Origin of the sequence: Georgenia sp. Z1344 (assembly GCF_049856295.1) — a bacterium.
Lineage (GTDB): Bacteria > Actinomycetota > Actinomycetes > Actinomycetales > Actinomycetaceae > JB111.
This window is the reverse complement of sequence record NZ_JBNDMZ010000010.1, coordinates 1-25,641: the sequence shown is the minus strand read 5'-3', so window position 1 is coordinate 25,641 and position 25,641 is coordinate 1. Positions and strand designations below refer to the sequence as shown.

Here is a 25,641-nt window from a genome sequence, read left to right as displayed (position 1 = left end):
CAGCATAGAACGGATCGACAGGCATCGATATGGGGGTAGGGTCGACACCGACGGCCGTCGATCCCCGGCGGCCCGACGCGACGAGAGGGGAGTGCCCATGAGCACGCACGCGACCGAGGACACCGCCCGCGCCACCGGCTCGGACACCGCCACGACCTTCCGGCTCACCGACGTCTCCGCCACCGGCGGCGGCTGCTGCGGTGGCCAGGGCTGCGGCTGCTACTGACCGCACCACCCCGGTCACCGACCGGGAACGGCACGAAACGAGGGGCCGGGTCCGCCACGCTGCGGACCCGGCCCCTCCGTCACACCGGCGGCGTCACCAGAAGGCGCGCACCGCGATCGCGTCCGCGAACGCCTCGAGGCCGTCGTCCACGGCGCCGAGGTACAGCGAGCCGTCGATGAGCGAGATCTCCATGACGTAGAAGCCGCCCTTGCCGTCGCGCACGAGGTCGACACGGCAGAACAGCAGCTGCTCGTCGCGGCCGAGCCGGTCCTTGATGTAGCCATGGATGGACTTGCGGATCTGCTCGCCCCAGCGCCACTCCTCCTCCGAGGCCTCCCGGGAGGAGACGACCTCCTCGTGGACGTCGTCGACCGAACGGAATGAGGGGTGGAGCATCGGCTCCTTGACGACCATGTGCTCGGAGAGGCCGTTGAAGTAGATGAGCGAGATCTCGCCCTCGCGGTCGATCTGGTCGAGGTAGCGCTGGACCATGACGGTGCGCCCCTTCTTCAGCTGACGCTCGGCGTGGAGGATCGCCTCCTGGCGCGAGGCCGCGTCCGTCGAGGTGTACCGCCCCGTGCCGCGCCCGCCCGAGGACACCGCGGGCTTGACGACGAAGTCGCCGAAGGCCGGCATGCGCGTGTGGATCTGGTGCTTGTTGTAGCCGTGGTCGGGCTCGAGCCAGACGGTGGGGATGATCGGCATGCCGCGCTTCTCGAGCTCGAGCAGATAGTGCTTGTCGGTGTTCCACTCCATGACGTCGGGGTGGTTGAGCACCCGGCGCAACGAGTTCGTCCACGTGCGGAACTGGTCGAGCTTCTGGGCGTAGTCGCGCACGCCACGGACCACCACGAGCCCCGCGTCCTGCCAGTCGACGGTGGGGTCGTCCCACACCTTCACGCGCACGTCGATGCCGCGGGCACGCAGCGCGTCGGGCAGTCCTCGCTCGTCGTCGCTCAGCTCCGGCGCTCCGGACCACGTGGCAAGGGTGACTACAGGCGTCGTCGACATGAACCGCAATCTACCTGCGACACCGCACCGGGGCTGCCCGACGCCACCGGGAGCCGCGGCGGGCCCGTCCGTGCCGTGGCTCACGACGCCCTGGTCAGCATGTGAGACAGCCCGATGCGGCCCCGTCCGGCGCGGCGGCGCGATGCAGAGTGCTCCTCGTTCTCCCGGGCACCCCCCGGCCTCTCCGCACGAACAGGGATCACCATGACCACTCGTCGCACCCGCCGCGCAGGCACGCTCCTCGCGCTCGCCGCCGCCCTCCCCCTCGCCCTCGCCGCCTGCTCGTCCGACGAGCCGGCCGACGGTGAGGAGCGCGGCGCCTCGGCCGACTCCCCCATCCGCATCGGCGTGGTCGGCGCGGCCGACCCGCAGTGGGACATCTTCACCGAGCTCGCCGAGGAGGAGGGGATCTACATCCAGATCGGGGACTTCTCCGAGTACACGCAGCCGAACCCCGCGCTCGCGGACGGCGACCTCGAGCTCAACCAGTTCCAGCACCTGCTCTACCTCGCGCAGCACAACGCCGACACCGGTGACGACCTCACCCCGATCGGGGCCACCGCCGTCTACCCGCTGGGCGTGTACTCGACCGAGTTCACCGACGTCGAGTCGATCCCGGACGGCTCCGAGATCGCCATCCCGAACGACGTGACCAACCAGGCGCGCGCCCTGTTCGTCCTCGAGGAGGCCGGACTCGTTACGCTCAACGAGGACGCCGGCGTGGTGCCCGACCCCACGGATGTCGACGAGGGCGCCTCGCGCGTGACCGTCGCCCCGATGGACGCCACCCAGACCGTCGTTGCGCTTGACTCCGTCGCCGCGTCGGTCGTCAACAACGACTTCGTCGCCGACGCCGGACTCACGCCCGCCGACGCGATCTTCGAGGACTCCGCCGAGTCCGAGGGTGCGCGCCCGTACATCAACGTCTTCGCCGCCCCCGCCGACCAGGCGGACAACGAGACCTACGCCCGCCTCGTCGAGATCTTCCACGAGCAGGAGGTCGTCGACGCGCTCCAGGAGGCCTCGGGCGGCACCGCCTCGATCGCGGACCAGGACCCGGCCGAGCTGCAGGAGATCCTCGCCGAGGTCGAGGCCTCCCTCGCCGAGGGCTGACCGGGACCGGACGACCGACGAACCGTCACCGGCGGAGCGCGACCCCTCACGGTCGCGCTCCGCCGCCACCGTGAGGGGCACCCCGCATGAGCACAGTCATCTCCTTCGACGGCGTGTCGAAGACCTACTCCGGCAAGGCCGGGGAGGTGCGCGCCGTACGCGACGTGAGCCTCGACGTCGAGGCGGGTGAGATCTTCGGCGTCATCGGCTGGTCCGGCGCCGGGAAGTCGACGCTCGTCCGCCTCGTCAACGGCCTCGAACCGGTCACGTCGGGCCGCGTCCGCGTGCTCGACCGGGAGATCTCCGGGCTCCGGGAGAGGCAGATCCGGCCGGTGCGCCCCGAGATCGGGATGATCTTCCAGCAGTTCAACCTCTTCAACAGCAAGTCCGTGGCCGAGAACATCGCCTACCCGCTGCGCCTCGCCGGCTGGTCGAAGGAGCGCCGCACCGCCCGCGTCAAGGAGCTGCTCGACTTCGTCGGCCTCGCCGACAAGGAGCGCGCCTACCCCGACCAGCTCTCGGGCGGCCAGAAGCAGCGCGTCGGCATCGCCCGCGCCCTCGCGCCGAGCCCGCGGATCCTGCTGGCCGACGAGTGCACGTCCGCGCTCGACCCCGAGACCACGCGCGAGGTCCTCGCCCTGCTGCGGCGGATCAACGACGAGCTCGGCCTCACCATCGTCCTCATCACCCACGAGATGGACATCGTCAAGCACCTCTGCGACCGGGTGGCCGTGATGGAGCACGGCGAGATCGTCGAGACCGGCGCCGTCTACGACGTGTTCGCGGACCCGCAGCACGAGACGACGCGGCGCTTCGTCGCGACCTCGCTGCGCGACCAGCCCCGGACCGACACGCTGCGCGCCCTGCGCGAGACCCACCCGGGCGCGGTACTCACCACCGTGGCGGTGCGCGAGGAGCGTGGCTCGTCCGCCCTCATCGCGGAGACGCTCGGCGAGCACCCACAGGTGCGGGCGGCGCTCGTGTACGGCGGTATCACCGACGTCGGCAACCGCCCGCTCGGATCGCTCACGTTCGCGCTCACCGGGACCGACGCCGCGATCGAGGCGCTCGTCGGCGCCCTGTACGACGTCGCGGAGGTCACGATCCACGTCCCCGAGCCCGACGGCGAACCCCCCGCGCCTCCCGTGTCCGCACATGGACCGACCATCGACGAGGAGGCGCAGCGATGAAGTTCGACTGGGCGAACAACTGGGACGTCTTCCTCGAGGCCTTCCTCGTCACGCTGCAGATCGTCGGGACCACGCTGCTCATCGGCGGCGTCCTCGGGCTGATCCTCGGGACGCTGCTGTACGCCACCCGGCGCGGCGGCGTCCTCGCCAACAGGTGGGTCTTCGGGTTCCTCAACGTCCTGACCAACTTCGTGCGGCCGATCCCGTTCATCATCTTCCTCACCGTCATGGGACCGGTGACGATCCAGATCGTCGGGTCGCGGATCGGGACCGAGGCGTTCATCGTCCCCGCCGCGGTCATGGCGTCCTTCGCGACCGGGCGCATCGTCGAGCAGAACCTCGTGGCGCTCGACCCCGGGCTCATCGAGGCGGCCCGCGCCATGGGCGCGTCGCCGTGGCGGATCATCCGCACGGTCGTCATCCCCGAGGCGCTGGGACCGCTCATCCTCGGGTACACGTTCATCTTCGTGGCGATCGTCGACATGTCCGCGCTCGCCGGGATGATCTCCGGCGGCGGGCTCGGCGCTTTCGCGCTCACGTACGGCTACCAGCGCTTCGACTGGATCCTCACGATCATCACCGTCATCGTGATCGTCATCCTCGTCCAGGGCGTGCAGTTCTTCGGCAACTGGCTGGCGCGGAAGGTCATGCGGCGCTGAACCGTCCGGGCGATGGCTTGAACTCCCCGGGTGGAGCCCCTCCTGCGGCAGCTCTTCGGTGGCACGCTGTCGCCATGACGACGACCACCGCCCTTGTCGGCCCCGCCACTGCGGGCTTCCCGGGCGCCTTTCCCGGGGGCGTGCCGTGGATGTTCTACGTGGTGCCTGCGCTGATGGTGCTGTCGATCGTCGTCAAGATCGTTCAGCGCGTCATGGCGCACCGCGAGGCGCAGCGGCGGCGGGAGCACGAGATCCGCATGCTCGAGCTGCGTCGCCGGCAGCCGACCGCGCCCGAAGTGACGGCGGTCCACGGTCCGACCGACGACGCCGGATCACCCTCCGGGTTCGGCGCGGGCCTCAGCCTCGAGGAACAGTACCTCCGCTCCCGTGCGAAGGGAGAGCAGCGATGACCTGGGTCATCATCCTCATCGTCATCCTCGCGATCATCAACATCGCCCGCGGGGTCTCGCGCGTGCGCAGGGGCCACAGCGGGTACGACGGCGGATACGACCGTCGTGACCGCCGGAGCGGCTGGGGATCGGGCCGGTCCCGCAGGTCGGGACGCTCCGGCGGGTCCGGTCGCGGCAGCTTCGGCGGTAGCTTCAGGTCGAGTCGTTCCAGCCGGCGGAGCTCCGGCGGACGGTTCGGCTCCGGGTCCTCGCGGCGTCGCTCCCGCTCCAGCGGTGGCAAGCGGCGCAGCACGATGCGCAAGTCCGGTCGTCGGATGGGACGAAAGAAGCGCTGACCGCTCGCACCTGACGGCGCGCGCGGCGGACACGGCACCGGCCGGGGCCGGCCGCCGACCCGGGGGTCAGGCGGCTCGGCTCCCGGCCGGTGGAGGATGGGTCAGGGTCGGGCGTGCCGCCCCGCGTCCCCGTCCGCACCCGCGTCGGGGCCCGCAGGGTCGCGCTCGATGTGGATGTCCTCGCTCGTGACGGGGGTGCCGTCCTCGGCGAAGGTCTCCGTCACCGTGTAGCGGCGCAGCCGCATCCGACCCGTCGGCTGGCCCGCCTGGTCGGCGGCCCCACCCTGCGCGTGCGGCGGGACCGGAGCCTCGCCCGGGACGCCGTGCTCACGCTCGTGCGGCGGGACCGGTGGACCACCGGCCGGACCGCCGTGCTCACGCTCGTGCGGCGGGACCGGAGCCTCACCCGGACCGCCGTGCTCACGCTCGTGCGGCGGGACCGGAGCCTCGCCCGGGACGCCGTGCTCACGCTCGTGCGGCGGACGGTCGACCTCGCCCGCTCCAGCATGCCCCTGCTCGTGGGGTGCGGCGGGAGCCCCCGCGGGACCGCCGTGCTCACCGGCGCGCGGCTGGACCGGCGTGTCGCCGAGGCGCGCGTCGCCGACGGGCGCTCCGGCCTGGACGGGACGCTCGTCGTGGGCACCGGCAGGGGCGCCGTCCTCGGACACCCGGCCCGGGCCGACGTGCGGCGGGCCGGCGAGCGCGCCACCCGCGGCGGCGCCACCGGCGGCAGCGGCAGCCGGTGCCGCGAGGTCGGAGTCGGCCTGGACGGGCCGACCGTCCGCGGTGGGGGCGTCCGGGCGTGCGGAGTCCGGACGGTCGTCGCGGAAGGTCGGGCCCGCCACGCCCCCCTCGGCCGGGGCACCGGCATGGCCGGCACCGGCGACGGGTGCTCCCTGCTGGTCCGCCACGGGGGCGGTCCCGTCCTGGCGCGCGTCGCCGGCGACCCCGGGCTGCTGGTCCCAGCCCGCGTAGCGGTCCTGCAGTCCGTAGTGTTCGAAGAGCTCGCTCTCCTGCTGGGGAGTGAGGTTCTCGTCCACGTCCAGGCGCGGCGCGTCCTTGACCGCGTCCTTCGTGAACGGCACGACGATCTCGTCGTTCTCGTAGGTCGCCCCGTCGAGCGGGACGAACGTCTCCTTGGTGCCGAACAGCCCGGTGTTGACGGTCATCCAGGTGGGGTCGTTGCTGGAGTCGTCCAGGAAGACCTGCCCCACCGTGCCGATCTTGCCGTCGCTTCCGTGGACGGGCGTCTTCGCGGCGAGGATGCCACCGACATCGTTGATGCTGATCATGCTTCTCCCTCGTTCGAATGTGTCGTACGGGTGGACTGTTCAGCTACGTGCAGGGGTGTCAGGCGTCGGGCCGGTCCGTGCCGTCCGGGCGCAGGGTCCCGCCCGCGTCGCCCTCGACACCGGCGCCACCGAGGACGCCGCCGTCGTGGGTGCGGCCGGCGCCGCCCCCGCCGTCCGACCCGTCGTGCTTGTAGGCGGAACGGTCCGTGTGCTCGGCCTGCGGGTTGTCCGGCTGGTCCGGGTTGTCCGGACGGTGCTGGTACTCGCTCGGGCTGTACCCGACCTCGCCCTCGTCGCCGCCCTCGTGCGGATCGGCGACATGCTTGCCGTGGTGACTCATGGCGTGCCTCCTTGGGGTGTGGGCGCTCGCCGCCCGCATCGGGAACCCGCTTCCGCGGGGCTCCCCCGTGCGCCGTTACGCCCTCGTGACACGACGCTACTCGGAGGCCGCCGGACGCGCACGGCGACGGCGGGCGAGCGGCACGACGAAGGCCCCGGTCGCGGATGTCCGCGGCCGGGGCCTTCCTGCTGTACACCGCCTGGGATTCGAACCCAGAACCCGCTGATTAAGAGTCAGCTGCTCTGCCGTTGAGCTAGCGGTGCGCGGTCCGAGGGGCTCGCGCTGCGCGCGACCGGCCCGTGTGAACCGAGGAATCACTCTACCGCTCGGAGGCGCGTCCTCCCAGTCCGCGGCCCGTCCGCACGCCGTGAGGTCACGCACAGCGGCGCCGACTGGCAACCCGTCGGGGCCGGGACAGCGGCTACCGGTGACTGAACAGCAGGTCGCGCACGTGCAGCATCTCCATGACCGTCCCGGGGCGCCCCTCGGCCGCGGGTCGCACGGTGGCCGTCACGAGCGAGTCCCCGACCGTGACGTCGTCCAGGACAAGGACGTCGCTCAGCGGGCGGCCCACCGACGTCGCGGACGCCGACGTCACGTCCTCGTCGAACATGTCCTGCAGCGCGGTGGCGAGCTGCTCGGCGTCCTGGCCGGCACCGGTCCCGTAGGCGACGGTGATCGCGGCGTCGTCACCGCCGCTCCAGCCGACGGCGACGGTCTCGAAGGGAGGCAGGCGCGCGGCCCCGGGACCCACCGCGTCGTCGGGCACCGTGAAGTCGTCCCGGGCGAGCACCGAGGAGACCACCCCCGCGTCGTCCATCGCGCCGGCGACGGCGAGGAGCGACTCGTCGTCGGCGAGCGTGGCCTCGGGCCCTGCACGCCACGCGGCCACCGAGGCCGTGGAGAGCGAGAGCGCGGTCCGGTCCTCGTCCTGCGTGAGACGCACGGGGCGACCCAGGCTGTCGATCGCCGACGCCGACGACGGGTCCACCCACCCGTCCTCGGCGTCGCTGGTCGAGAGCACGCGGTCGTCGACCTCGACGAGCTCGTCGCTCAGCGCTTCGGGACCGGTGACGACGGTGAAGGAGGACGGAGGCACCGCGAACGACACGTACGAGTCGACGTCGACGAGCGACCAGCCCACCTGATCGCGGAAGTCGGCCATCGTTCCCGTGCGGCCGCCCAAGGAGTCGGGCAGATCGACGTGCACGGGGCCGTCGGGCGCGGCCGGCCCCCCGGTCAGCGCACTCATCCAGTCCCGGACGGCCTCCTCGTCGTCCGCGTCCTCCGGACGCGTGCACCCGTTCGCCTCGCAGGCGGAGTCGAGATCCGCCGTGCTGACGTAGACGGCGCCCTCCGCCACCTCGGCCGGGATCTCACCGATCGCGGCGACGACGGAGAAGTCGTCACCCGCCCTCAACCCGCCGTCGCCGCCGCCCTGGCACGCGGCGGTCAGCAGCGTGGCGCCGGCGACCAGGACGAGGGCTCGACGTCGAGCCGTGCGGGTCGAGGGACCGCGGCCCACCGGATCAGACACCATGTCCCACCTCTGTGCCTCCCCGAGCGCCGCGGAGAGCTCGGTCTCGATGTCGGTCGTACCGCGGCGCGGCCGACCCGCAGTTCGGGGCCCGTCGCAGCATTGCGCGCCCCCATCCCTGACGATAGCGGGGACGTCCGCATCGAGATGCCCAGACGGAGGCCGCTTCTCACGACCGACGGCCGGCAGGCGTCCGCGTTTCGCGCGGCCTACCCTGGCGCGGTGACGACGCCGCCCCCGACCGCTCCCCGGCGTCTGTGGGTGCTCTACGTGGGCGGGTTCATGGGTCCGTTCGGCGGCGGGATGGTCTCGACGATGCTGCCCGAGCTCGCCGAGGGGCTCGGCACCACCGTCCACGGGGCCTCGCAGTCGATCACCTGGTACCTCGGCCCTTTCGCGCTCCTGCTCCTGGTGTCCGGCACCCTGGCCGACCGGTGGGACCGGGCCACGGTCGTCCGCGTGGGCTACGCCTCCTACGCGGCGTCCTCGGTGGCGTGCGCCCTGGTCCCCACGCTCCCGCTGTTCCTCGGCGCCCGCGCGGTCCAGGGCGCGGCCAACGCCTTCCTCACACCCGTGCTCATCACGCTCATCGTGGCCGCGACCGACCGGGGCCGGGTCGGGCGAGCGCTGGGCGGGTTCGCCGCCGCACAGGCAGCCGGTCAGGCGCTGTCACCGCTCGCCGGGGGCCTCGCGGCCGGCCACGACTGGCGGATCGCCTTCGTCGCCACCGCACTTGCCGCCGTGGTCCTCGCGCTGCTCACCCCGTCGGGCCGGCCCACACGTGTGCCCACCGCACCCGCCGCCTGGGGCGCCCTGCTCAACCCTCGGCTCGGCTCCGTGACGGTGATGGCGGCCACCGCCCAGCTCGCCGCCAACTTCGTCGTGCTCTCGGCCGCCCTCATCGCCACCGACAGGTTCGGCCTGCCACCGGCGCAGCGCGGGCTCGTCGTCGTCGCCTTCGGGGTGGCGGGGTTCGCGACGGCGCGGCTCGCCGGCGCCTGGGCGGACCGGTTCGGGATGCTCGCCATGGGCGCCGTGGCGGCGGCCGTCCTCGCCTCGGCCACGTTCGCCGTCCAGGTCTCCCCCGCACTGTGGCTGCTCGTGCTCGCCGTCGCGCTGTGCGGGGCGACCGCCTCGTGCGTGCGGATCCTGTGCACGAGCCTCGCGATCGCCTCGACACCCACCAACGAGGCCGGCGCGACCTCGGTCACGCAGTCGGCCCAGTTCGCGGCCGGCGCCGCCGCACCCGCCGTCCTCCCTCTGTTCGCCGCCTCGCCCGCGGGCGCCGGCGCGCTGCTGGCGGCGGTCGTGATCGCGGGTCTCGTCGTCGTGTCTCTTCCTCGGTCGCACCGGCGCGGACGGGGCGGGTGATGCCACGATGGGCGCATGACTTCTCTCTCCGCCGGTGACCAGGCGCCCGACTTCGACCTCCCCGCGCACGACGGTTCGCGGGTCGTCCTGTCCGAGCTCGTCGGCTCGGGCAAGGGCGCGATCGTCTACTTCTACCCGAAGGCCGCAACGCCCGGCTGCACGACCGAGGCGTGCGACTTCCGGGACAACGAGGCGGCCCTCGCCGCCGCCGGCTACTCCCTGGTCGGCATCTCCGCGGACCCCGTCGCCGACCTCGAGTCGTTCGCGGCGGACAACCACGTGACCTTCCCCTTCGCGTCGGACGAGGACCACGCGGTCGGCGACGCGTACGGCACGTGGGGCACGCACGAGACCCCGTTCGGCGTCCAGACGGGCAACAAGCGCTCGACCTTCGTCGTCGACCCCGAGATGCGCCTGACCCACGTCGAGTACGGCGTGGACCCCAACGGCCACGTCGCGCGCCTGCGCGAGGTCCTCGGCGCGTGACTGCCCCCGCAGGGGCGCGGCTCGCGATCGGGAGCGCCGCGCCCGGTTTCTCGCTGCCCGCGCACACCGGCGCCGTCCGCACGCTCGACGAGCTCCTCGCCGAGGGCCGCACCGGACTCATCGTCTACTTCTACCCGCAGGCCCTGACCCCGGCGTGCCGGCAGCAGACGTGCGACGCCCGCGACCGGTACGACGTCTTCACCGACGCCGGGTACGCGCTCGTCGGCATCTCGCCCGACCCCGTCGAGCGGCTCGCCCGCGCCGTCGAGCAGGACGCGATCCCGTTCGACCTGCTCTCCGACGAGGACCACGCCGTCTCCGAGGCATGGGGCACGTGGGGCGAGAAGAAGAACTACGGGCGCACCTACGAGGGGCTCATCCGCTCGACCGCGGTCCTTGACCCGGACGGCGTCGTGAGCTGGGTGCGGTACAACGTGCGGGCCAAGGGGCACATGGCACTCCTCGCGCGCGAGCTGGGGCTCGCCGCGGCAGCGTAGGCGCGTTCAGCACCGGGGTGTTCGTCGTCGGTCGACGTGGTGATCGTCGGCCGACGACGACGTAGGCTCGTCCTTCGCGGGCCGTGCCCGCGAGCGCGAGTGGCGTAACTGGCAGCCGCGCCAGGTTTAGGTCCTGGTGCCTTCGGGCGTGCGGGTTCGAGTCCCGCCTCGCGCACCTTGCGGTTCCCGCTGGTCCAGGGTCATGCAGTAAGCGAGGCACGTAGACGCGCATGGTGCTCGTCAGCATGCAACGCCTCCACCGCCTCCACCGTGCCGGCCCTGACCTCGGCCAGCCGCCGAACAGCCTCGTCACGCCACTCTTCTTCGCTCTCACCCACGCCGGACGCGTCTTCGAGGCTCTCGATGAGGGCGCGCGCGACGACTGCGCGCTGGTCCACGTCGAGCGCGAGCGCGTCGCGGATCAACCCTGCAGTGTCGCGTGCCATGCCTGTCGGCCTAGCGACCGCGCCCGAACGAGTCCCGACTCGTGCACAGGTCCCGGCGAGGTCGTGCGTTCCCCGGCCGCGGCGGAGTCGCGCCGACGCACGCCGCCGGGGTAGAAACGACGGGTGAGCGACATCGCGTCCGACGACATGGGTCCCTGGCTGTCCGAGGAGGAGCTCGAGCTCGTCCGCCGCAAGGTGCCGATGCTCTACGTCGACGTCGTCCCCGTGCGGGTCGGCGAGAACGGCACCCTCGAGGCGGTCGGCCTCCTCCTGCGCGCGCGGCCCGAGGGGACCATCACCCGCGAGCTCGTCTCCGGCCGCGTCCTGTTCCAGGAGACGGTGCGCCAGGCGCTCGTGCGCCACCTCGACAAGGACCTCGGCCCGCTCGCGCTCCCCCAGCTCCCGGTCTCCCCGGTGCCGTACGCGATCGGCCAGTACTTCCCCACGCCCGGCGAGCACTACCTCGACCCGCGCCAGCACGCGGTGTCGCTGGCCTACATCGTGCCCGTCGCCGGCGACTGCAGCCCGTCCAACGACACCCTCGAGCTCAGCTGGTTCACCCCGCGCGAGGTCGTGACCCCGGAGATCACCGGCGACATGTCCGAGGGGCACGCCGACCTCGTGCGCCGCGCGCTCGCGCACCTCGGCCGCCTGCCGTGACGAGAGGCGGGGAGCGGGTCGGGGACCGTCCCGCTCGTCACGACGACGTCGGTCGTACGGGGACCGGAGCCTCGCCCACCCGACCCGACGGCGTGACACCGGTCGCGCGGCGTCGTGGCGTCGTGTGGTGGGCGCTCCTCCTCGACGTGGCAGTGGTCGCGGCCTTCACACTCGGCGGTGCGGACGCCCACGAGCGGGGCGCCGGGGACCTGGCTCGCATTGCGTGGCCGTTCCTCGCCGCGCTCGCGATCACGTGGGTGGCGGGTCGGCTGTGGCGTGCCCCGACCTCGCTGTGGCCCACCGGGGTGCTCGTCTGGCTCGGCACCCTCGGGATCGGCATGGCACTGCGCGCACTCACCGGCGGCGGGACCGCATGGACGTTCGTGCTCGTGGCTGCCGGCCTGTTCGCCGCCGGCTTCCTCGGTTGGCGGCTCGTGGTGCTGGTCGTCCGGCTTGCGACTCGACCCGGTTCCGACCGCACCCGACCGTGAGGAAGCAGCTTCCGCTCGTCAGTCCTGCGCCTTGAGTGCGTAGGGCCACTCACCCGAACGGAGGGACGGGGTCGAGGAGATGGTGGCAAGCAGCTCGTCGAACGGCGTCGTGTCCTTCAGCTGGTTGGCGAGCTCGATGAGGTTGGCGATCGTGAAGCCCATCATCACGAGGGAGCCGACGAGCCCGATGATGCCGAGGACCCCCGAGACCCCGAATGTGACGGGGGTGGCGAGGATCGCGACGATCGACGCGAGCAGCAGGACGATCTCCCCGACCCACAGCAGGCCCGAGTTACGGAAGTCGTCGATGGCTTCGCCGTAGATCTCCAGCTCACGTGCGATGTCGCGGGCGTGCTGCTCGATGAACGTCATCGCGTCGCTCTGCGGCGTGCGGGCGTTGGCGTAGGCGGTGGCACCGTCCGCCGACCAGTGCTGCGGTCCGACCTCGGTGGTCTGGAAGTCCGTGATGGTCTCGAGCACGGACTCCGCCCACGCGATCCAGTCATCCTTCGCCTGCTGCACCGCGGCGTCGTCCCGGACGTTCAGCTCGACGCGATCGGCGTCGCCGGCCGCGTTCGCGCAGCCGTCAGCAAGATCGTTCGCGGGGCCACTGACCGCACTGCTGACCACCGGCGGGACCTGGTTCGGAAAGTTGCGCAGGCCGCCCTCGGCATCACGCAGCTCGCCCGAGACTCGGCGTAGCTCGGACCTCAGGAACTCGGCGCTCGACATATCGTCCTCTTCTCAGTTCGTCGTCGGTGAGTCGTCGTGGTGGTCCATACCCAGAGGCGGAGGTCAGGTGCGAGTATCGAACTCGTACTCGGACTCCTCGTCCGTCTCCTCGTAGTGGTTGCACGCGGCCGTCAGGGCCCCCGCCATCAGTTCCATCTCGTCGCTACCTCCACCGGCGATCGCAGCCATCGTCGTACGGATGGAGTCGTAGACGCCGCCGACCCCGCCGCTCCAGGAGGAGCTGTCGACCGTGAACGACTCCGCCCGGCCCTTGAGGCTCGTGTACTCGTCGGCGAGCGTCGTGTTCCAGGTCGTTGCCACCGAACGCACGACGCTGTAGGTGATCTCGATATCAGCCATCGGTCTGTCTCCGTCCTTCGTCGTCCTCTGTCAGCGGGATGCTCCGTACCAGGTCGAGCCCACGGTCGATCGTGGCCTGCTGGCGGTCTGCCAGGCCCGGGAACTCGAGGTCGAGCTGGGCGAGACGCTCGTCATGTCGCCGAGCCAGCTCCTCGAGCAACGCGAAGAGCTGTACGGCCTGTGTGTCGACCTCGTACCGGGTCGACCAGCCGCGCGCGATCGTCAGTCCGGTCGGCTGCCCTGCGATGCCTTGCAGCGTGAGAAGACCGTCCGGCGACGTCACCTCGTCGGTCTCACTGTGGATCTCGCGGAGCCGCTCGGCATGGGTGGCACGGAACTCGGGATCGAGCAGATCGTCGTTCCCCGACCCGCTCGACGAACGCCAGGAGGCGTCGGTCGCGGCAGTTCCCAGGTGCTCCCGGAGCTGTTCAGGCGTCATCTCGGTCAGTGTCCGCAACCTGGCGAGCAACCCGTCCAGATCAACCTGGTCCATCTGGCTCGTGTCGCGCGCGGCGACCGCCGCGCGATACGCCTCCACCAGATGGAGACCGAGGTCCCTCTCTACGACGATCTCCGGCCAGTCCGCGGCGAGCTCGATGCCGACCGTGCGAGCGTCGTCATCGACGACGAGCAGCACTGCGTCCTGCGAATCCCCGCCCTCGAAGTGCCCGCTGTTCGTGGTGTTCATGCTGTGGTGCCGGTCCTCGCCGTCGGGTGTCTCGTCATGGACGTCGATCTTTACCGAGATCGAGCACGAATCGTGACCCCGTTGCCGGGGAGTCCTCCCCCCCTCGCGATCCTGGACGCAACCGCAGAGCCCCCGCCGGCGCGGCCGGGGAGCAGGTAGCGTCGACGGACCTGATTGGGCCGGTGCTCGGTACGTTTCTCGTGCGGCGCGCGCACCCTGATCCAGATGCCAGTCAAGCGATGAAGGAGCCCGGATGGATGACGACTTCGTGACCACCGAGCAGTTCGTCGCCGGCACCAGTTCCCGACACGCGGCCGAGACGATCACGCGCACGCCCGCGCGGATCGCCGGCCTGCTCGTCGCGACCGCCCTGGTCTACTGGCCCCTCTTCGCGCTCGCGGGGATCCCGTGGTCGGTGCTCGTCGCACTGGGTGCCGCCGCCGTGTCGACCGCGCTCATCGCCTGGCTGGGCCGGCGGGCAGCCCGCGACTCCGCGGCCGGCCTGTCACTCACCCTGTCCCCCGACGGCCTCGAGTACGTCGGTGACTCCTCCGTCCGGCGGATGGCGTGGGACGACGTCCGGGCGGCCGAGGTGATCCCGACGATCACCCCGCTCGGAGGCGGCGCTCCGACGGAGGGGTTCAGCGCCTTCCGCCGCGAGGGCCTGGGGCTGGTGGGCCGCGGCACCACGGAGGTCACGGGCGGTCCGCTGGCGGAGCGCACCTACGCCCAGGACCCTGCGCGCTACGGCACCGACCCGGACAGCGGTGAGTCGAGAACGGCGATCCCGCTGTCCCAGTTCGACGAGCAGTGGGCGCGCCACCGGATCGGCGAATGGGTGGCGCACCACCGGCCCGACGTCGCGCGACAGGCGGCCGCACGCGCGGGTCGCACCGGGAGCTGACCGGACCGGGAGTCAGCGCGCGTCGAGCACGCGCACAACATCGGGGGCGAGGGCACGGAACGCCGCACCCCGGTGGCTGATCGCGTGCTTCTCGGCGGGCGCGAGCTCGGCCGCGGACCGCGTCTCGCCGTCGGGCAGGAACAGCGGGTCGTAGCCGAAGCCGCCGCTCCCCCGCGCCTCGCGCAGCAGGCGCCCCGGCATCTCGCCGCACCGCGTGACCTCGACCGGTGTCGCGCCGGGAGCACCGGGCACCACGAGCGCGGCCGCGCACACGAACCGCGCCGCGCGATGCTCGTCGGACACGTCGGCGAGCTGGGCGAGCAGCAGCGCGTTGTTCGCGGCGTCGTCCCCGTGCCGGCCGGACCAGCGTGCAGAGAACACACCGGGCGATCCGCCGAGCACGTCGACGGCGAGGCCGGAGTCGTCGGCCACCGCGGGCAGGCCCGAGGCCGTGGCGATCGCGCGCGCCTTGAGCAGCGCGTTGGCCTCGAACGTCACACCGTCCTCGACCGGCGGGTCGATGCCGAGCTCCCCGGCCGTGACGACCTCCTCCGGCGCGAGGCCCGGGACGAGCGGGGCGAGGATCTCGCGCAGCTCGGCGAGCTTGCCGGGGTTGTGGGTGGCGAGCACGAGCCGCGGACGGATCGATGCGCCCGCGCCGGGCTCCGGCGTCGGGACCTGCCCGGCTGTGCCGTCACGCCCGGTGACGTGACCGCCCGGGGCGGGCTCCGGCGTCGGGCTCGGGTGGTTCGTCACGCGCCGGCCCCGCCGGCGAGAGCCTCGCGCTGGAGCTCGGTGAGGCGGGCGGTGCCGGTGAGGGCGAGGTCGAGGAGGGCGTCGAGCTCGGCGCGGTCGAACGCCTCGCCCTCGGCGGTGCCCTGGATCTCGATGAACTTCCCGCCCCCGGTGACGACGACGTTCATGTCGGTGTCGGCGGCGACGTCCTCGACGTAGGGCAGGTCGAGGACGGGGCGCCCGTCGACGACGCCCACGGAGATCGCCGCGACGGAGTCCTTGAGCACGCCGGCGCCCTTGCGGACGTGGCCCTCACGCTGGCCCCAGGTGATCGCGTCGGCGAGCGCCACGTAGGCGCCGGTGATGGCGGCGGTGCGGGTACCGCCGTCGGCCTGGAGGACGTCGCAGTCGAGCACGATCGAGTTCTCGCCGAGCGCGGACATGTCGACGACGGCGCGCAGCGACCGGCCGATGAGGCGGCTGATCTCGTGCGTGCGGCCGCCGATCTTCCCGCGCACGGACTCGCGCTGGGAGCGGTCGTTCGTGGCGCGCGGGAGCATCGCGTACTCGGCGGTCACCCAGCCCTCGCCGGAGTCCTTGCGCCAGCGCGGGACGCCGGCCGTGAACGACGCGACGCACAGCACGCGGGTGTCGCCGAACTCGACGAGGACCGACCCCTCGCCCGCCTTCTGCCAGCCGCGGGTGATCCGCACGTCGCGGAGCTGGTCGGGCGCGCGGCCGTCGGCGCGGGGCACGGGTGTGCTCGTCGAGTCAGAGGTCATGGGTCGAGGCTACCGGCGCGCGCCGAGGTGGGCGGTCCGGTCCGGCACCCCGGGCGGCCCCCCCTCCACCGCCGTTGGTCGAGAGTGCGGCTCAGGCCGCTGAACCGCACTGTCGACACGTGTGAGCGCGCGCGGGATCCGTTCTCCGAGACTGCGGTTGGTGCACCAACCGATCGGAGCCGCCCGACGTCGAGGTGCACCAACCGCAATCTCGGCGAGCACCAACCGCAGTCTCGACGAGGAGTCGGGGGGTGGGTCACCCCGTGTTCTGGAGGCCGGCGGCCGCTCCCTTGAGGGTGATGAGGAGGAGCTGGTGGACCTCGTCCGGCACCTCGTCCACGTCACCACGGAGCACGCGCAGCGCCCGCAGCTGGAGGAGCGAGAGGGCGTCGATGTACGGGTTGCGCAGCGCCACGGCGCGGCCGAGCACCCGGTGGGACTGGAGCAGCTCGTCCTGGCCCGTGACCTCGAGGACCCAGCGGCGCGTGAGCTCGAGCTCCTCGAGGACCATGGCGGACAGGTCCTCGCGGTCGCCGAGGGCGAGGTAGCGGGCGGCGATGAGGTCGTCGGCCTTGGCCAGCGACATCTCGATGTTGTCGACCATCGTGGCGAACAGCGGCCACTGCGCGTAGGCGGAGCGCAGGAGCTCGACGTCGCCGACCTCCGCGAGCGCCGTCCCGAGGCCGAACCAGCCGGTCAGGTTGGTCCGGGCCTGCGACCAGGCGAAGTTCCACGGGATGGCGCGCAGGTCGTCGAGCGACTCGACCGACAGGCCGCGCTTGGCCGGCCGCGAGCCGATCGCGAGGTGGCCGACCTCCTCCTGCGGGGTGACCTGGGCGAACCAGGCGGGGAAGCCCTCGGCGCCGACGAGCGCGTCGAACCGCTCGCGGGACGTCGTGGTGAGCCGCTCGGCGAGCTCGGCGAACCGCTCGGCCGCCTCGGCGTTGCGCCGCTCCACGCTCGGTGCGGAGGCCATGAGCGTGGCGGCGGCGACGGACTCGATGTGCCGGATGCCGATGGCCTGGTTGAAGTACCTCGCCGAGATGACCTCGCCCTGCTCGGTCACCTTGAACCGCAGGTCGACGCTGTGCGGCGGCTGCGCGAGCACGGCCCGGTGGGCGGGGCCGCCGCCACGGCCGAGCGCGCCGCCGCGCCCGTGGAACTGGGTGAGCGCGATGTCGTGCTCCTTCGCCCAGTCGGCGATCTGCCGCTGCGCGTCGTAGAGCGCGATCGTGGCGGCCACCGGCCCCACGTCCTTCGCGGAGTCCGAGTAGCCGAGCGTGACCTCGATCTGGCGCCCGTTCGCGGCGAGCCGCTCCTGGACGTCCGGGATGTCGAGCATCTCGGTGAGGATCCGGGGCGCGTTGCGCAGGTCCTCGAACGTCTCGAACAGGGGCACGACGTCGATGACCGGGGCGTGGCGTCCGTCCCCCGCGGCGATCCGCGCGAGCCGGTAGACGTTGGCGATGTCCTCGCTCGACTGGGTGAACGAGACGAGGTAGCGGCCCGCCGCCCCCTCGCCGAGCCGGCGCTGGACGAGGGCGACGGCCCGCATCGTGTCGAGCACCTCCTCGACCGGCACGGCCGGCGGGTGCTCCTCGGGGTCCACCTCCCCGTCGAGGATCGCGAGCGCCTGGCGGTGCACCTTGCTGTGCTGACGCATCTCGAGCTCGGCGCCGTGGAAGCCGAAGGTGACGAGCTGGCGCTCGAGGTCGGCGATGTCGCCGTTCGCGGCCCGGTGCGCGCCGGCGGCCGCGAGCGAGGCGCGGACGGTGCGGATGTCGTCGAGCGCCTCCTCCGGGTCGGCGTAGGCGAGGTCGGCGTCGCGCTCCCGCGTGGCGTCGAGGCGGCCGGCGACGAACAGCAGGACGCGCCGGTGGGTCTCCCCCGGGGAGGTCGAGGCGACCTGCTCCGCGAGCGCCGGGCTCAGCTGGCGCTGCATCTGCCACAGGCGCGAGACCGCGTCGGCCGGGGCGACCAAGGAGTCCGCGACGGTCAGGTGCATGGCGACGTGCCGGGTGCGCTCCCCGATGGTGGCGAGCGCGTGCTCGGACATGATGCGCGAGGCCTCGATCGTCAGGGGCGAGACCACGTTGGGGTTGCCGTCCCGGTCGCCACCGATCCAGCTGCCGAGGCGGACGAACGCCGGCGCGACGGGCTCGGCGATGCCGGCGCCCTCGGGGTCCAGCGCGTCGTCGAGCCGCCGGTAGACGGCGGGGATGACGTCGACGAGCGAGCTGTCGAAGGTCTGCATGAGGGTGCGGACCTCGTCGAGCGGGCCGGGGCTGTAGGGGCGCAGCTCGGCGGTGCGCCACAGCGTGTCGACGGCGGCGAGGAGCTCGCGGTCGATCTCGGCGAGGGCGAACGGACCGAGCCGGTCGTCGTCGCGGGCGTCGATGAGCTCGCCGAGCGTGCGGATCGACCGGGTGACCGCGCGGCGACGCGCCTCGGTCGGGTGCGCCGTGAAGACGGGGTGGAAGCGGAGCTCGCCGAGGCGGCGGCGGGCCTCCTCCTCGCCCACCTCGTCGGCGAGCGCGCGCACGGCGCCCGGCAGCGAGCTGGGGGACGTGAAGCCGCGGCTGCCGCCGCCCTCGGTCTCGCGCAGCACGCGGACGCGCTGCTGCTCCTCGGCGAGGTTGGCGAGGTGGAAGTAGCAGGAGAAGGCCCGGGCCACCTCGATGGCGCGCTCGGGCGTGAAGCCGGCGACGACCTCCTCGGCGCGGGCGATGTCCGTGGCGCTGCTCGCCCGGCGCGCGTCTATGACGAGCTCGCGCAGCGTCTCGACGTCGTCGTACAGCCCCTCGGACCCGGACTCCTTGAGCACCTGGCCGAGCATGTTGCCGAGCAGGCGGACGTCGGCGCGCATGGCGTCGGGGACGCCGGACGCGGTGCCGTTCGGCGTCGTCGTGGTCGTGCCGGTGGACGGCATGCCCGCCGTGGGGGTGCCGGCGGGTGCGGCGCCCGTGGGCGCCCCGCCGGCGGGGTCGGTGGTGGGGTCGAGCGGGTCGGACGCGCGGTCACCTGGTGCAATCACGCGTGCAGGCTAACGGCGCGCCCGGCATGGGCGCAGACGCGACCACCCGGTGGCCGTTCCGCCGAGGGCAGACCTGCCGTGAGCAGCACGGCGCGACCTCACCCCTGCCGGGGTGCGAGCGTCGCCCCATGAGCGAGAACCCACCCCCACCCCGGTTCGACGCCGAGGCACGCCGGTCGCTCTACGACCAGCGCGTGCTCGTCCTCGACGGCCAGCTCGACGACGACAACGGCACTCTCCTGGCCACCCAGCTGATGACGCTCGCCGTCGACGACCCGACCGCCGGGATCGCGCTGTGGATCCACTCCCCCGGCGGGTCCGTCCCGGCGATGCTCGCGATCCGCGACGTCATGCGCACGATCCCGTGCGACGTGGCCACGCTCGCCCTCGGGATCGCCTACAGCGCCGGCCAGTTCCTCCTGTCCGCGGGCACGCCGGGGCTGCGCCGGGCGATGCCGCACGCACGGGTCCTCATGCACCAGGGCTCGGCGGGGATCGCCGGGAGCGCGGTCGACGTCGAGCTGCAGGCGGACGACCTGCGGCACACCCGGGACACGGTGCTCGGCCTCGTCGCCGAGGACACGGGCCGGCCGTTCGCCCAGGTCCTCGAGGACTCCCTGCACGACCGGTGGTACACGGCCGGCGAGGCGAGGGAGTACGGGTTCGTCGACGAGATCGTCACCGACTTCGACGACGTCGCACCCCGCCGTGCGCGACGCATCCCCGCGCTCGGCGGGGCCGTGGGGGCCGCGCGATGAGCTCCTACACGATCCCGAACGTCGTCCAGCGTCATCCGCGCGGCGAGCGCGCGATGGACGTCTACTCCCACCTGCTGAGCGAGCGCATCGTCTACCTCGGCACCGGCATCGACTCCGGGGTGGCCGGCGCGCTCATCGCCCAGCTCATCTACCTCGAGCAGGACGACCCGGCCGCGGACATCCACCTCTACATCACGTGCGAGGGCGGGGACCCCAGCGCGATGCTCGGTATCTACGACACGATGCGGTACATCCGGCCCGACGTCGCCACCACGTGCGTCGGTCAGGCCGTCTCCGTCGGTGCCGTGCTGCTCGCCGCGGGCGCCCCGGGCAAGCGTGCCGTCCTGCCGCACTCGCGGGTGGTGCTGCACCAGCCGGCGGCCCAGGGGCGCGGCTCGATCCCCGACCTCATCCTCCAGGCCGACGAGCTCGTGCGGACCCGGTCCGAGATGGAGTCGATCATGGCCGAGCACACCGGGCAGGGGGTCGAGCGGCTGCGGGCGGACACCGACCGGGACCTCGTCCTCACCGCCCAGGGGGCGGTCGACTACGGGATCGTCGACCGCGTGCTCACGGGCAGGTGAGCGGCGCGGCCGGGCCGCGCACGCCGGTCGGCCGACGGCGGCGAGCGGTGCTCGGGAGACGAACGTCGCCCGGGTCCTGAGCGTCGCGCGGGTCCTGGGCGTCGCCCGCGTGCTGCACGTCGCCCGGGTCCTGGGCGTCGCTCAGGCGGCGACGGCGAGCGTCGCCCGCACCTCGGCCCCACGCGATCGTTGAGCGCCGTGCGCCTCGTGGGCCACGAGCTCCCGGCTGACGGCGACGGTGAGGTCGACGAGCGAGACACCGAGCGCGCCCGCGACGGCGGCGATCATCTCGCTCGAGGGGTCCTTGACGCCCCTCTCCATCTCCGAGAGGTACTGGGGCGAGACGCCCGCACGACCGGCCGTGTCCCCGAGCCGCTCGCCCCGCGCGTGCCGCAGCGCCCGCAGCCGCTCCCCGAGCATGTGGCGCCACAGGGGTTCCTGCGGCGTGCGACGCAGGGATCGCAGCGGTGCGGGTCCGGTCTCGGCCATGGTCGATGGTAGGCCGGTCGCCGGCGGGCCCGGCGGCCGATCCGCTCTCGGCGGAGCGGGATCGGCGGAGCGGGACGCAGCGACCGGAAGTCTGACAGAGCAACCGGGAGGCTGTCAGAGCACCCAGGTGGCGCCGGGTGCCGCGAGGTCGACCTGACCGTCGTACACGGAGCGCGCCTCGTCGAGCACGGTCGGCTTGTCCGTCCAGGGCTGGACGTGGGTGAGGACGAGGCGCCCGACCCCGCCGGTGACCGCGAGCTCGCCGGCGCGCCGGCCGGTGAGGTGGATGCCGCGGGCCTCGTCCCGGTCCTCCTGGAACGCGGCCTCGGACAGGAGGAGGTCGAGCCCCTGCGCCATCGCGTCCTGGCCGGGGCAGGAGTCGGTGTCTCCCGTGTAGCCCAGGGAGACGGTGCCGGCGCCGTCCTCCGACGGCCCGGTCACGCGGATCCCGAACGCCGGTACCGGGTGCCACGCGTCGAAGACCTCGACCGTCATCGGACCGACCGCCACCGGGGTGCCGGTGGACAGGGTGCGGAAGGTGAGGACGTCGGAGTAGTCCTCGTCCTCGTCGTCCCCGCCGACCGCCCGCGTGCGCTCGAGCGTGCCGGCAGGCCCGTGGACGTCGAGCGGCGGGAGCGGGCCGTCCGGGTGCCACCGCCGGTAGACCTGCATCCCGATGAGGTCGACCATGTGGTCCGCGTGCAGGTGGGAGAGCACGACGGCGTCGAGCTCACGGGGGTCCACGTGGTTGAGCAGCGCGCCCATCGCACCCGGGCCGAGGTCGAGCACGATCGACCAGGTGCGCTCCGCGCCGTCCTCCCCCGGACCGCGCGCCTCGACGAGGTAGGCGGACGCCGCGGAGTCGGGGCCGGACATCGAGCCGGAGCAGCCGACGACGGTGAGCCTCACAGCGCCACCGCCCCGCGCCGCGTGGCCTCGACGCTGCGCACCTCGGGGCCGAGGAAGCGGCGGGCGAGGCGCCCGAACTCCTCCGGGTCGCCCGTGGACAGGAACCGGTGCTGCGGCGGCGCGGCGTCGGGGCTCCGCTCGATGTCGTGCGCCACGAGGGTGCGGTAGACGTCCTTCGCCGTCTCCTCGGCGGACGAGACGAGCGTGACGTCGGGACCCATGACGTAGGAGATGGCGCCGGTCAGCAGCGGGTAGTGCGTGCAGCCGAGGACGAGCGTGTCGACGCCCGCCTCCTTCGCGGGCGCGAGGTACTCCTCGGCGACGGCGAGGACCTCGGGGCCCGAGGTGATGCCGGCCTCGACGAGCTCGACGAACCGCGGCGCGGGGGCGACCGTCAGGTCGAGCCGGGGGGCCGCGGCGAACGCGTCGCGGTACGCGCCCGAGTCGACGGTCGCCCGCGTGGCGATGACCCCCACGCGCCCGTTGCCGGTGGCGGCTACCGCGCGGCGGACGGCGGGGCGGATGACCTCGACGACGGGCACCCCGGCGTCGAGCGCGTACCGCTCCCGGGCGTCCGCGAGGACGGCCGCCGAGGCCGAGTTGCAGGCGATGACGAGGAGCTTGACGCCGGCGGTGACGAGCTCGTCCATCACCTCGAGCGCGAGGTGGCGGACCTCGCTGATCGGGCGCGGACCGTAGGGGGTGTTCGCCGTGTCGCCGATGTAGACCACCTCCTCCTGCGGGAGCTGGTCGATGACGGCGCGAGCCACCGTCAGACCTCCGACGCCTGAGTCGAAGATGCCGATGGGCGCATCGTTCATGGCGACGACGCTAGTTCGACCGCGGCCTGGTGTGCAGCGCGTTGATCAGTGACTCCTGCCACCAGGTCAAGGACGTGTAAAGGATCGCCATGGCCTCGAGCACGGCGTCCGGGCCGTCGCTCGCGCCCTTGCCGGCCGCCTCGGCGCGCGCGTACAGCTCGTCGTCCGCGAGCGTGTCCCCCACCCCGAGGCGGGTGCCGAGGACGAGCCGGACGTCGTTGACGGCCCGCAGGACGTCGGCCTCCTGGCCGTCCCGGACGAAGAACGAGCCCCGCGGGCCGGTCGGAGTGTCGAGCTCGTCGACGACCGCCATGATCCGCCGGATCTTGTCCGCCCGCAGCGGCGCCTCGGTGAGCTCGCGCAGCTCGCCCGCGATCGCCTCGTCCTCGGACATCGAGGGCAGCAGCCGGGCCAGTGCCGGGTCGGTCGGGGGCCGGTCGCCCGCGGGGCCGGCGTCGGAGGGGACGAAGTCGAGGGCGGCGAGGACGGCGTCGTCGCCCGTCGGTGCGCCCTCACCCCGCCGGGCGGCGCCCGCCGACGGCGCGGAACCGTCCGGTCTCGCGGAACCGTCCGCCGGGGCTGCGTCGTCGTCGCCGGGGGCGGCCCCGCCCCCGGAGGTGCCGGCGCCAGCGGAGGAGGCTGCGGCGTCGGGCAGGGTGGTGTGCGGCTCGCGATGGCCGAGGAGCTCGGCGACGTCGGAGAACGGCCGGGCGAGGAAGAGTCGCTCGTGGACGTCGAGGTGGGAGGCGATCCCGCCGCGCACGCGCCGGAAGGGGTCCATGTCAGTCCTCGCCCTCCTCGATGGTGGCCCACAGGCCGTAGCCGTGCATCGCGGCCGCGTCGGCCTCGACCGACTCCCGCGACCCCGTCGACACGATCGCCCGGCCCTCGTGGTGGACCTGGAGCATGAGGCGGTGCGCCCGGGACTCCGGGTAGCCGAAGTAGCTCTGGAACACCCAGGTCACGTAGGTCATGAGGTTGACCGGGTCGTCGTGGACGACGCAGCGCCACGACGGGGCCCGGCGTGCCGCCGCCTCGGCGCTCTCCTCGGCCTGCCGGTCGGTCTCCGGGGCGGTGGGTGCCGCCGGGGCGGCCGGGACCGCGGGTTGAACCATGACGTCCACGATAACCGCCGCGGTCCGACGCGCGACTACTCTCCCCACATGAGCCACCGCGCATCGACCGCGCTCAAGACGGACATGTACGAGCTGACGATGGTCGAGGCCGCCGTCCGCTCGGGCACCGCCGACCGGCAGAGCGTCTTCGAGGTCTTCAACCGTCGACTGCCGGCCAGGCGCAGGTACGCCGTGGTCGCCGGCATCGGGCGGCTGCTCGACTCGATCGGCGACTTCACGTTCGGCCCCGACGAGCTCGACTACCTCCACCGGGCGAAGATCGTGTCCGACGAGACGATCGACCGGCTGCGCGAGTACCGCTTCACCGGGAACGTCGTGGGCTACCCCGAGGGCGAGGTGTTCTTCCCCGGCTCCCCGATCGTGGTGGTCGAGGGCACGTTCGCCGAGGCCGTCATCCTCGAGACCCTCGTCCTGTCGATCCTCAACCACGACTCCGCCGTGGCCGCCGCCGCGTCCCGGATGGCGACCGCTGCCCACGGCCGGCCGCTGCTCGAGATGGGCGCGCGCCGCACCCACGAGGACTCCGCCGTGGCCGCCGCGCGGGCCGCCGTCGTCGGCGGTTTCTCCGCGACCTCGGTCCTCGAGGCCGGGCGCCGGTACGGCATCACCGCGATCGGCACGGCCGCCCACTCGTTCACGCTGCTGCACGACTCCGAGGAGGACGCGTTCGCCGCGCAGGTCGACGCCCTCGGGCCGGGCACCACGCTGCTCGTCGACACCTACGACGTCGAGCGCGGGGTCGAGCGGGCCGTCGCCGCCGCGCGCGCCGCGGGTGGCGAGCTCGGGGCCGTGCGCCTCGACTCGGGCGACCTCGTGGCGCAGGCGTTCACCGTGCGCGCACAGCTCGACGCCCTCGGCGCCACGACGACGCGGATCACCGTGACCTCCGACCTCGACGAGTACGCGATCGCCGCCCTCAACGCCGCCCCCGTGGACAGCTACGGGGTGGGCACCAAGCTCGTCACCGGGTCCGGCCACCCCACCGCCGAGCTCGTCTACAAGCTCGTCTCGCGCGAGGGCGCCGACGGCCGGCCCCGGGAGGTCGCCAAGCGGTCGACGTCGAAGAAGTCGGTCGGCGGGCTCAAGCGCGCGGGGCGGATCGTCGACGGCGCCGGGCACGCGGTCGAGGAGCTCGTCGTCTCCGGGACCTCGGCGGACCAGGTGTGGGCCGAGGTCGACCGGCAGGGGGCGCGACGCCTCATGGTCGACCTCGTGGTCGGCGGCGAACCCGTGGCCGAGCACCACGGCCCCGACGCGCTCGAGGCCGCGAAGGCCCGGCACGCCGAGTCCCGCGCCGCGCTCCCGTACCCGGCGTGGCGGCTTTCGGAGGGCGAGCCGGCGATCCCGACCCGGCACGTCGACGTCGACCCGAGCGACGACGCCCTCGAGGACCCGAGCGGCCACGCCTGACGTCCACCCTCCGTTCGTCGAGACTGCGGTTGGTGCACGTCGAGATTGATCCTTCTATGTTTCGTCAAGCGGCCATGGTGGGTTCGGGGGTGCTGTTGAGGGTGCGGAAGATGCGGCGGGCGAGGTAGCGCTTGAGGCAGCGGCGGATCTCGGCCTTGGTGCGGTGCTCGCCGGCGCGGCGTTCGACGTAGGCGCGGGTCTCGGGGTCGTGACTCATCCGGGTCACGACCGCGGT

General features: G+C 72.9%; 31 protein-coding genes, 2 tRNA genes and 1 pseudogene. 16 read left to right on the top strand and 18 right to left on the bottom strand.

The annotated features are described in order from the left end of the window. Positions 1-97 precede the first annotated feature (97 nt). A complete protein-coding gene (locus tag ACPYO6_RS11865) occupies positions 98-226 on the top strand; it encodes a hypothetical protein (protein ID WP_425715017.1) in 129 nt (42 codons plus the stop codon). Between the two features lie 93 nt (positions 227-319). Here the strand turns inward: ACPYO6_RS11865 and ACPYO6_RS11860 are convergent, their stop codons facing one another. Next, positions 320-1,237, bottom strand: coding sequence for an ATP-grasp domain-containing protein (locus ACPYO6_RS11860; RefSeq protein ID WP_425715018.1), 918 nt, complete (start codon positions 1,235-1,237; stop codon positions 320-322). A gap of 204 nt (positions 1,238-1,441) precedes the next feature. Between ACPYO6_RS11860 and ACPYO6_RS11855 the strand changes: the two genes are divergently transcribed. The 5 genes from ACPYO6_RS11855 (at position 1,442) to ACPYO6_RS11835 (ending at position 4,944) form a co-directional block, all read left to right on the top strand. Further along, positions 1,442-2,350, top strand: a complete 909-nt coding sequence (locus ACPYO6_RS11855) for a MetQ/NlpA family ABC transporter substrate-binding protein (protein WP_425715020.1) — start codon at positions 1,442-1,444, stop codon at positions 2,348-2,350. Positions 2,351-2,436: 86 nt separating this feature from the next. Then, entirely contained in the window at positions 2,437-3,540 is a 1,104-nt protein-coding gene (locus tag ACPYO6_RS11850) for a methionine ABC transporter ATP-binding protein (RefSeq protein ID WP_425715021.1), read from the top strand. Beyond that, on the top strand, positions 3,537-4,199 hold the full coding sequence (locus ACPYO6_RS11845) for a methionine ABC transporter permease (RefSeq protein WP_425715022.1): 663 nt from the start codon (positions 3,537-3,539) through the stop codon (positions 4,197-4,199). Before ACPYO6_RS11850 ends, ACPYO6_RS11845 begins: the two co-directional genes overlap by 4 nt. A 74-nt stretch (positions 4,200-4,273) precedes the next feature. Continuing rightward, positions 4,274-4,609, top strand: a complete 336-nt coding sequence (locus tag ACPYO6_RS11840; protein ID WP_425715023.1) for a hypothetical protein — start codon at positions 4,274-4,276, stop codon at positions 4,607-4,609. Then, the gene (locus ACPYO6_RS11835; RefSeq protein ID WP_425715024.1) at positions 4,606-4,944 is read left to right on the top strand and encodes a hypothetical protein; all 339 of its coding nucleotides are present in this window, start codon (positions 4,606-4,608) and stop codon (positions 4,942-4,944) included. The genes ACPYO6_RS11840 and ACPYO6_RS11835 overlap by 4 nt, the downstream gene beginning before the upstream one ends. A 101-nt stretch (positions 4,945-5,045) precedes the next feature. On the opposite strand, the gene ACPYO6_RS11830 is transcribed toward ACPYO6_RS11835, so the two are convergent. The 4 genes from ACPYO6_RS11830 to ACPYO6_RS11815 form a co-directional block, all read right to left on the bottom strand. Beyond that, complete coding sequence (locus tag ACPYO6_RS11830; RefSeq protein WP_425715025.1) at positions 5,046-6,236, bottom strand: PRC-barrel domain-containing protein; 1,191 nt, start codon at positions 6,234-6,236, stop codon at positions 5,046-5,048. A gap of 58 nt (positions 6,237-6,294) precedes the next feature. Next, positions 6,295-6,576: a hypothetical protein gene (locus ACPYO6_RS11825; protein WP_425715026.1), complete on the bottom strand. Its 282-nt coding sequence runs from the start codon at positions 6,574-6,576 to the stop codon at positions 6,295-6,297. Between the two features lie 191 nt (positions 6,577-6,767). After that, positions 6,768-6,839 (bottom strand) — tRNA-Lys (locus ACPYO6_RS11820). A 158-nt stretch (positions 6,840-6,997) separates the two neighbouring features. Then, positions 6,998-8,116 carry a hypothetical protein gene (locus ACPYO6_RS11815; RefSeq protein ID WP_425715027.1) on the bottom strand — a complete coding sequence of 373 codons (1,119 nt, stop codon included), beginning with the start codon at positions 8,114-8,116 and terminating at the stop codon, positions 6,998-7,000. Positions 8,117-8,335: 219 nt separating this feature from the next. Between ACPYO6_RS11815 and ACPYO6_RS11810 the strand changes: the two genes are divergently transcribed. The 4 genes from ACPYO6_RS11810 (at position 8,336) to ACPYO6_RS11795 (ending at position 10,642) form a co-directional block, all read left to right on the top strand. Then, positions 8,336-9,484 (top strand): MFS transporter, encoded by a 1,149-nt coding sequence (locus ACPYO6_RS11810; protein WP_425715028.1) that lies wholly within the window; start codon positions 8,336-8,338, stop codon positions 9,482-9,484. A 15-nt stretch (positions 9,485-9,499) separates the two neighbouring features. After that, positions 9,500-9,970: a peroxiredoxin gene (locus tag ACPYO6_RS11805; RefSeq protein WP_425715029.1), complete on the top strand. Its 471-nt coding sequence runs from the start codon at positions 9,500-9,502 to the stop codon at positions 9,968-9,970. Further along, complete coding sequence (locus tag ACPYO6_RS11800; RefSeq protein WP_425715030.1) at positions 9,967-10,467, top strand: peroxiredoxin; 501 nt, start codon at positions 9,967-9,969, stop codon at positions 10,465-10,467. The genes ACPYO6_RS11805 and ACPYO6_RS11800 overlap by 4 nt, the downstream gene beginning before the upstream one ends. Before the next feature lie 93 nt (positions 10,468-10,560). Then, positions 10,561-10,642, top strand: a tRNA-Leu gene (locus tag ACPYO6_RS11795). Positions 10,643-10,667: 25 nt separating this feature from the next. On the opposite strand, the gene ACPYO6_RS11790 is transcribed toward ACPYO6_RS11795, so the two are convergent. Continuing rightward, positions 10,668-10,913: an addiction module protein gene (locus tag ACPYO6_RS11790; protein ID WP_425715031.1), complete on the bottom strand. Its 246-nt coding sequence runs from the start codon at positions 10,911-10,913 to the stop codon at positions 10,668-10,670. A 123-nt stretch (positions 10,914-11,036) separates the two neighbouring features. Between ACPYO6_RS11790 and ACPYO6_RS11785 the strand changes: the two genes are divergently transcribed. Both ACPYO6_RS11785 and ACPYO6_RS11780 read left to right on the top strand, forming a co-directional pair. Next, the gene (locus ACPYO6_RS11785) at positions 11,037-11,573 is read left to right on the top strand and encodes a DUF4916 domain-containing protein (RefSeq protein ID WP_425715032.1); all 537 of its coding nucleotides are present in this window, start codon (positions 11,037-11,039) and stop codon (positions 11,571-11,573) included. A gap of 92 nt (positions 11,574-11,665) precedes the next feature. Then, positions 11,666-12,064 (top strand): DUF3054 domain-containing protein, encoded by a 399-nt coding sequence (locus ACPYO6_RS11780; protein ID WP_425715033.1) that lies wholly within the window; start codon positions 11,666-11,668, stop codon positions 12,062-12,064. Positions 12,065-12,082: 18 nt separating this feature from the next. Here ACPYO6_RS11780 and ACPYO6_RS11775 read toward each other — a convergent pair whose 3' ends face one another. The 3 genes from ACPYO6_RS11775 to ACPYO6_RS11765 all read right to left on the bottom strand — a co-directional run bounded on the left by ACPYO6_RS11775 (position 12,083) and on the right by ACPYO6_RS11765 (position 13,844). Further along, positions 12,083-12,796 (bottom strand): hypothetical protein, encoded by a 714-nt coding sequence (locus ACPYO6_RS11775; protein ID WP_425715034.1) that lies wholly within the window; start codon positions 12,794-12,796, stop codon positions 12,083-12,085. Positions 12,797-12,859: 63 nt separating this feature from the next. Beyond that, the gene (locus tag ACPYO6_RS11770) at positions 12,860-13,156 is read right to left on the bottom strand and encodes a hypothetical protein (RefSeq protein WP_425715035.1); all 297 of its coding nucleotides are present in this window, start codon (positions 13,154-13,156) and stop codon (positions 12,860-12,862) included. Beyond that, positions 13,149-13,844, bottom strand: a complete 696-nt coding sequence (locus tag ACPYO6_RS11765; protein WP_425715036.1) for a hypothetical protein — start codon at positions 13,842-13,844, stop codon at positions 13,149-13,151. Before ACPYO6_RS11765 ends, ACPYO6_RS11770 begins: the two co-directional genes overlap by 8 nt. A 253-nt stretch (positions 13,845-14,097) precedes the next feature. On the opposite strand from ACPYO6_RS11765, the gene ACPYO6_RS11760 reads away from it, so the two are divergent. After that, complete coding sequence (locus ACPYO6_RS11760) at positions 14,098-14,748, top strand: hypothetical protein (RefSeq protein ID WP_425715037.1); 651 nt, start codon at positions 14,098-14,100, stop codon at positions 14,746-14,748. 12 nt (positions 14,749-14,760) lie between these two features. On the opposite strand, the gene rdgB is transcribed toward ACPYO6_RS11760, so the two are convergent. The 3 genes from rdgB to ACPYO6_RS11745 form a co-directional block, all read right to left on the bottom strand. Beyond that, positions 14,761-15,393 (bottom strand): RdgB/HAM1 family non-canonical purine NTP pyrophosphatase, encoded by a 633-nt coding sequence (gene rdgB, locus ACPYO6_RS11755; RefSeq protein ID WP_425715056.1) that lies wholly within the window; start codon positions 15,391-15,393, stop codon positions 14,761-14,763. A gap of 107 nt (positions 15,394-15,500) precedes the next feature. Beyond that, positions 15,501-16,265: a ribonuclease PH gene (gene rph, locus ACPYO6_RS11750; RefSeq protein ID WP_425715038.1), complete on the bottom strand. Its 765-nt coding sequence runs from the start codon at positions 16,263-16,265 to the stop codon at positions 15,501-15,503. A 256-nt stretch (positions 16,266-16,521) separates the two neighbouring features. Beyond that, entirely contained in the window at positions 16,522-19,194 is a 2,673-nt protein-coding gene (locus ACPYO6_RS11745) for a phosphoenolpyruvate carboxylase (RefSeq protein ID WP_425715058.1), read from the bottom strand. A 233-nt stretch (positions 19,195-19,427) separates the two neighbouring features. Between ACPYO6_RS11745 and ACPYO6_RS11740 the strand changes: the two genes are divergently transcribed. Together ACPYO6_RS11740 and ACPYO6_RS11735 are read left to right on the top strand one after the other, a co-directional pair. After that, complete coding sequence (locus ACPYO6_RS11740) at positions 19,428-20,057, top strand: ClpP family protease (RefSeq protein ID WP_425715040.1); 630 nt, start codon at positions 19,428-19,430, stop codon at positions 20,055-20,057. Then, a complete protein-coding gene (locus ACPYO6_RS11735) occupies positions 20,054-20,641 on the top strand; it encodes a ClpP family protease (RefSeq protein WP_425715041.1) in 588 nt (195 codons plus the stop codon). The genes ACPYO6_RS11740 and ACPYO6_RS11735 overlap by 4 nt, the downstream gene beginning before the upstream one ends. Positions 20,642-20,782: 141 nt before the next feature. Here the strand turns inward: ACPYO6_RS11735 and ACPYO6_RS11730 are convergent, their stop codons facing one another. The 5 genes from ACPYO6_RS11730 to clpS all read right to left on the bottom strand — a co-directional run bounded on the left by ACPYO6_RS11730 (position 20,783) and on the right by clpS (position 23,975). Continuing rightward, entirely contained in the window at positions 20,783-21,130 is a 348-nt protein-coding gene (locus tag ACPYO6_RS11730; protein ID WP_425715042.1) for a helix-turn-helix domain-containing protein, read from the bottom strand. A 114-nt stretch (positions 21,131-21,244) separates the two neighbouring features. Beyond that, complete coding sequence (locus tag ACPYO6_RS11725; protein WP_425715043.1) at positions 21,245-22,039, bottom strand: MBL fold metallo-hydrolase; 795 nt, start codon at positions 22,037-22,039, stop codon at positions 21,245-21,247. Then, positions 22,036-22,860, bottom strand: coding sequence for a glutamate racemase (gene murI / locus ACPYO6_RS11720; RefSeq protein ID WP_425715045.1), 825 nt, complete (start codon positions 22,858-22,860; stop codon positions 22,036-22,038). The genes ACPYO6_RS11725 and murI overlap by 4 nt, the downstream gene beginning before the upstream one ends. A gap of 10 nt (positions 22,861-22,870) precedes the next feature. Then, positions 22,871-23,641 (bottom strand): DUF2017 family protein, encoded by a 771-nt coding sequence (locus ACPYO6_RS11715; protein ID WP_425715047.1) that lies wholly within the window; start codon positions 23,639-23,641, stop codon positions 22,871-22,873. Position 23,642: 1 nt separating this feature from the next. Further along, positions 23,643-23,975 carry an ATP-dependent Clp protease adapter ClpS gene (clpS, locus tag ACPYO6_RS11710; protein ID WP_425715048.1) on the bottom strand — a complete coding sequence of 111 codons (333 nt, stop codon included), beginning with the start codon at positions 23,973-23,975 and terminating at the stop codon, positions 23,643-23,645. 48 nt (positions 23,976-24,023) lie between these two features. Between clpS and ACPYO6_RS11705 the strand changes: the two genes are divergently transcribed. Next, complete coding sequence (locus tag ACPYO6_RS11705) at positions 24,024-25,406, top strand: nicotinate phosphoribosyltransferase (RefSeq protein ID WP_425715049.1); 1,383 nt, start codon at positions 24,024-24,026, stop codon at positions 25,404-25,406. 64 nt (positions 25,407-25,470) lie between these two features. On the opposite strand, the pseudogene ACPYO6_RS11700 reads toward ACPYO6_RS11705, so the two are convergent. Then, a pseudogene (locus ACPYO6_RS11700) lies at positions 25,471-25,641 on the bottom strand (IS110 family transposase); the annotation flags it as partial.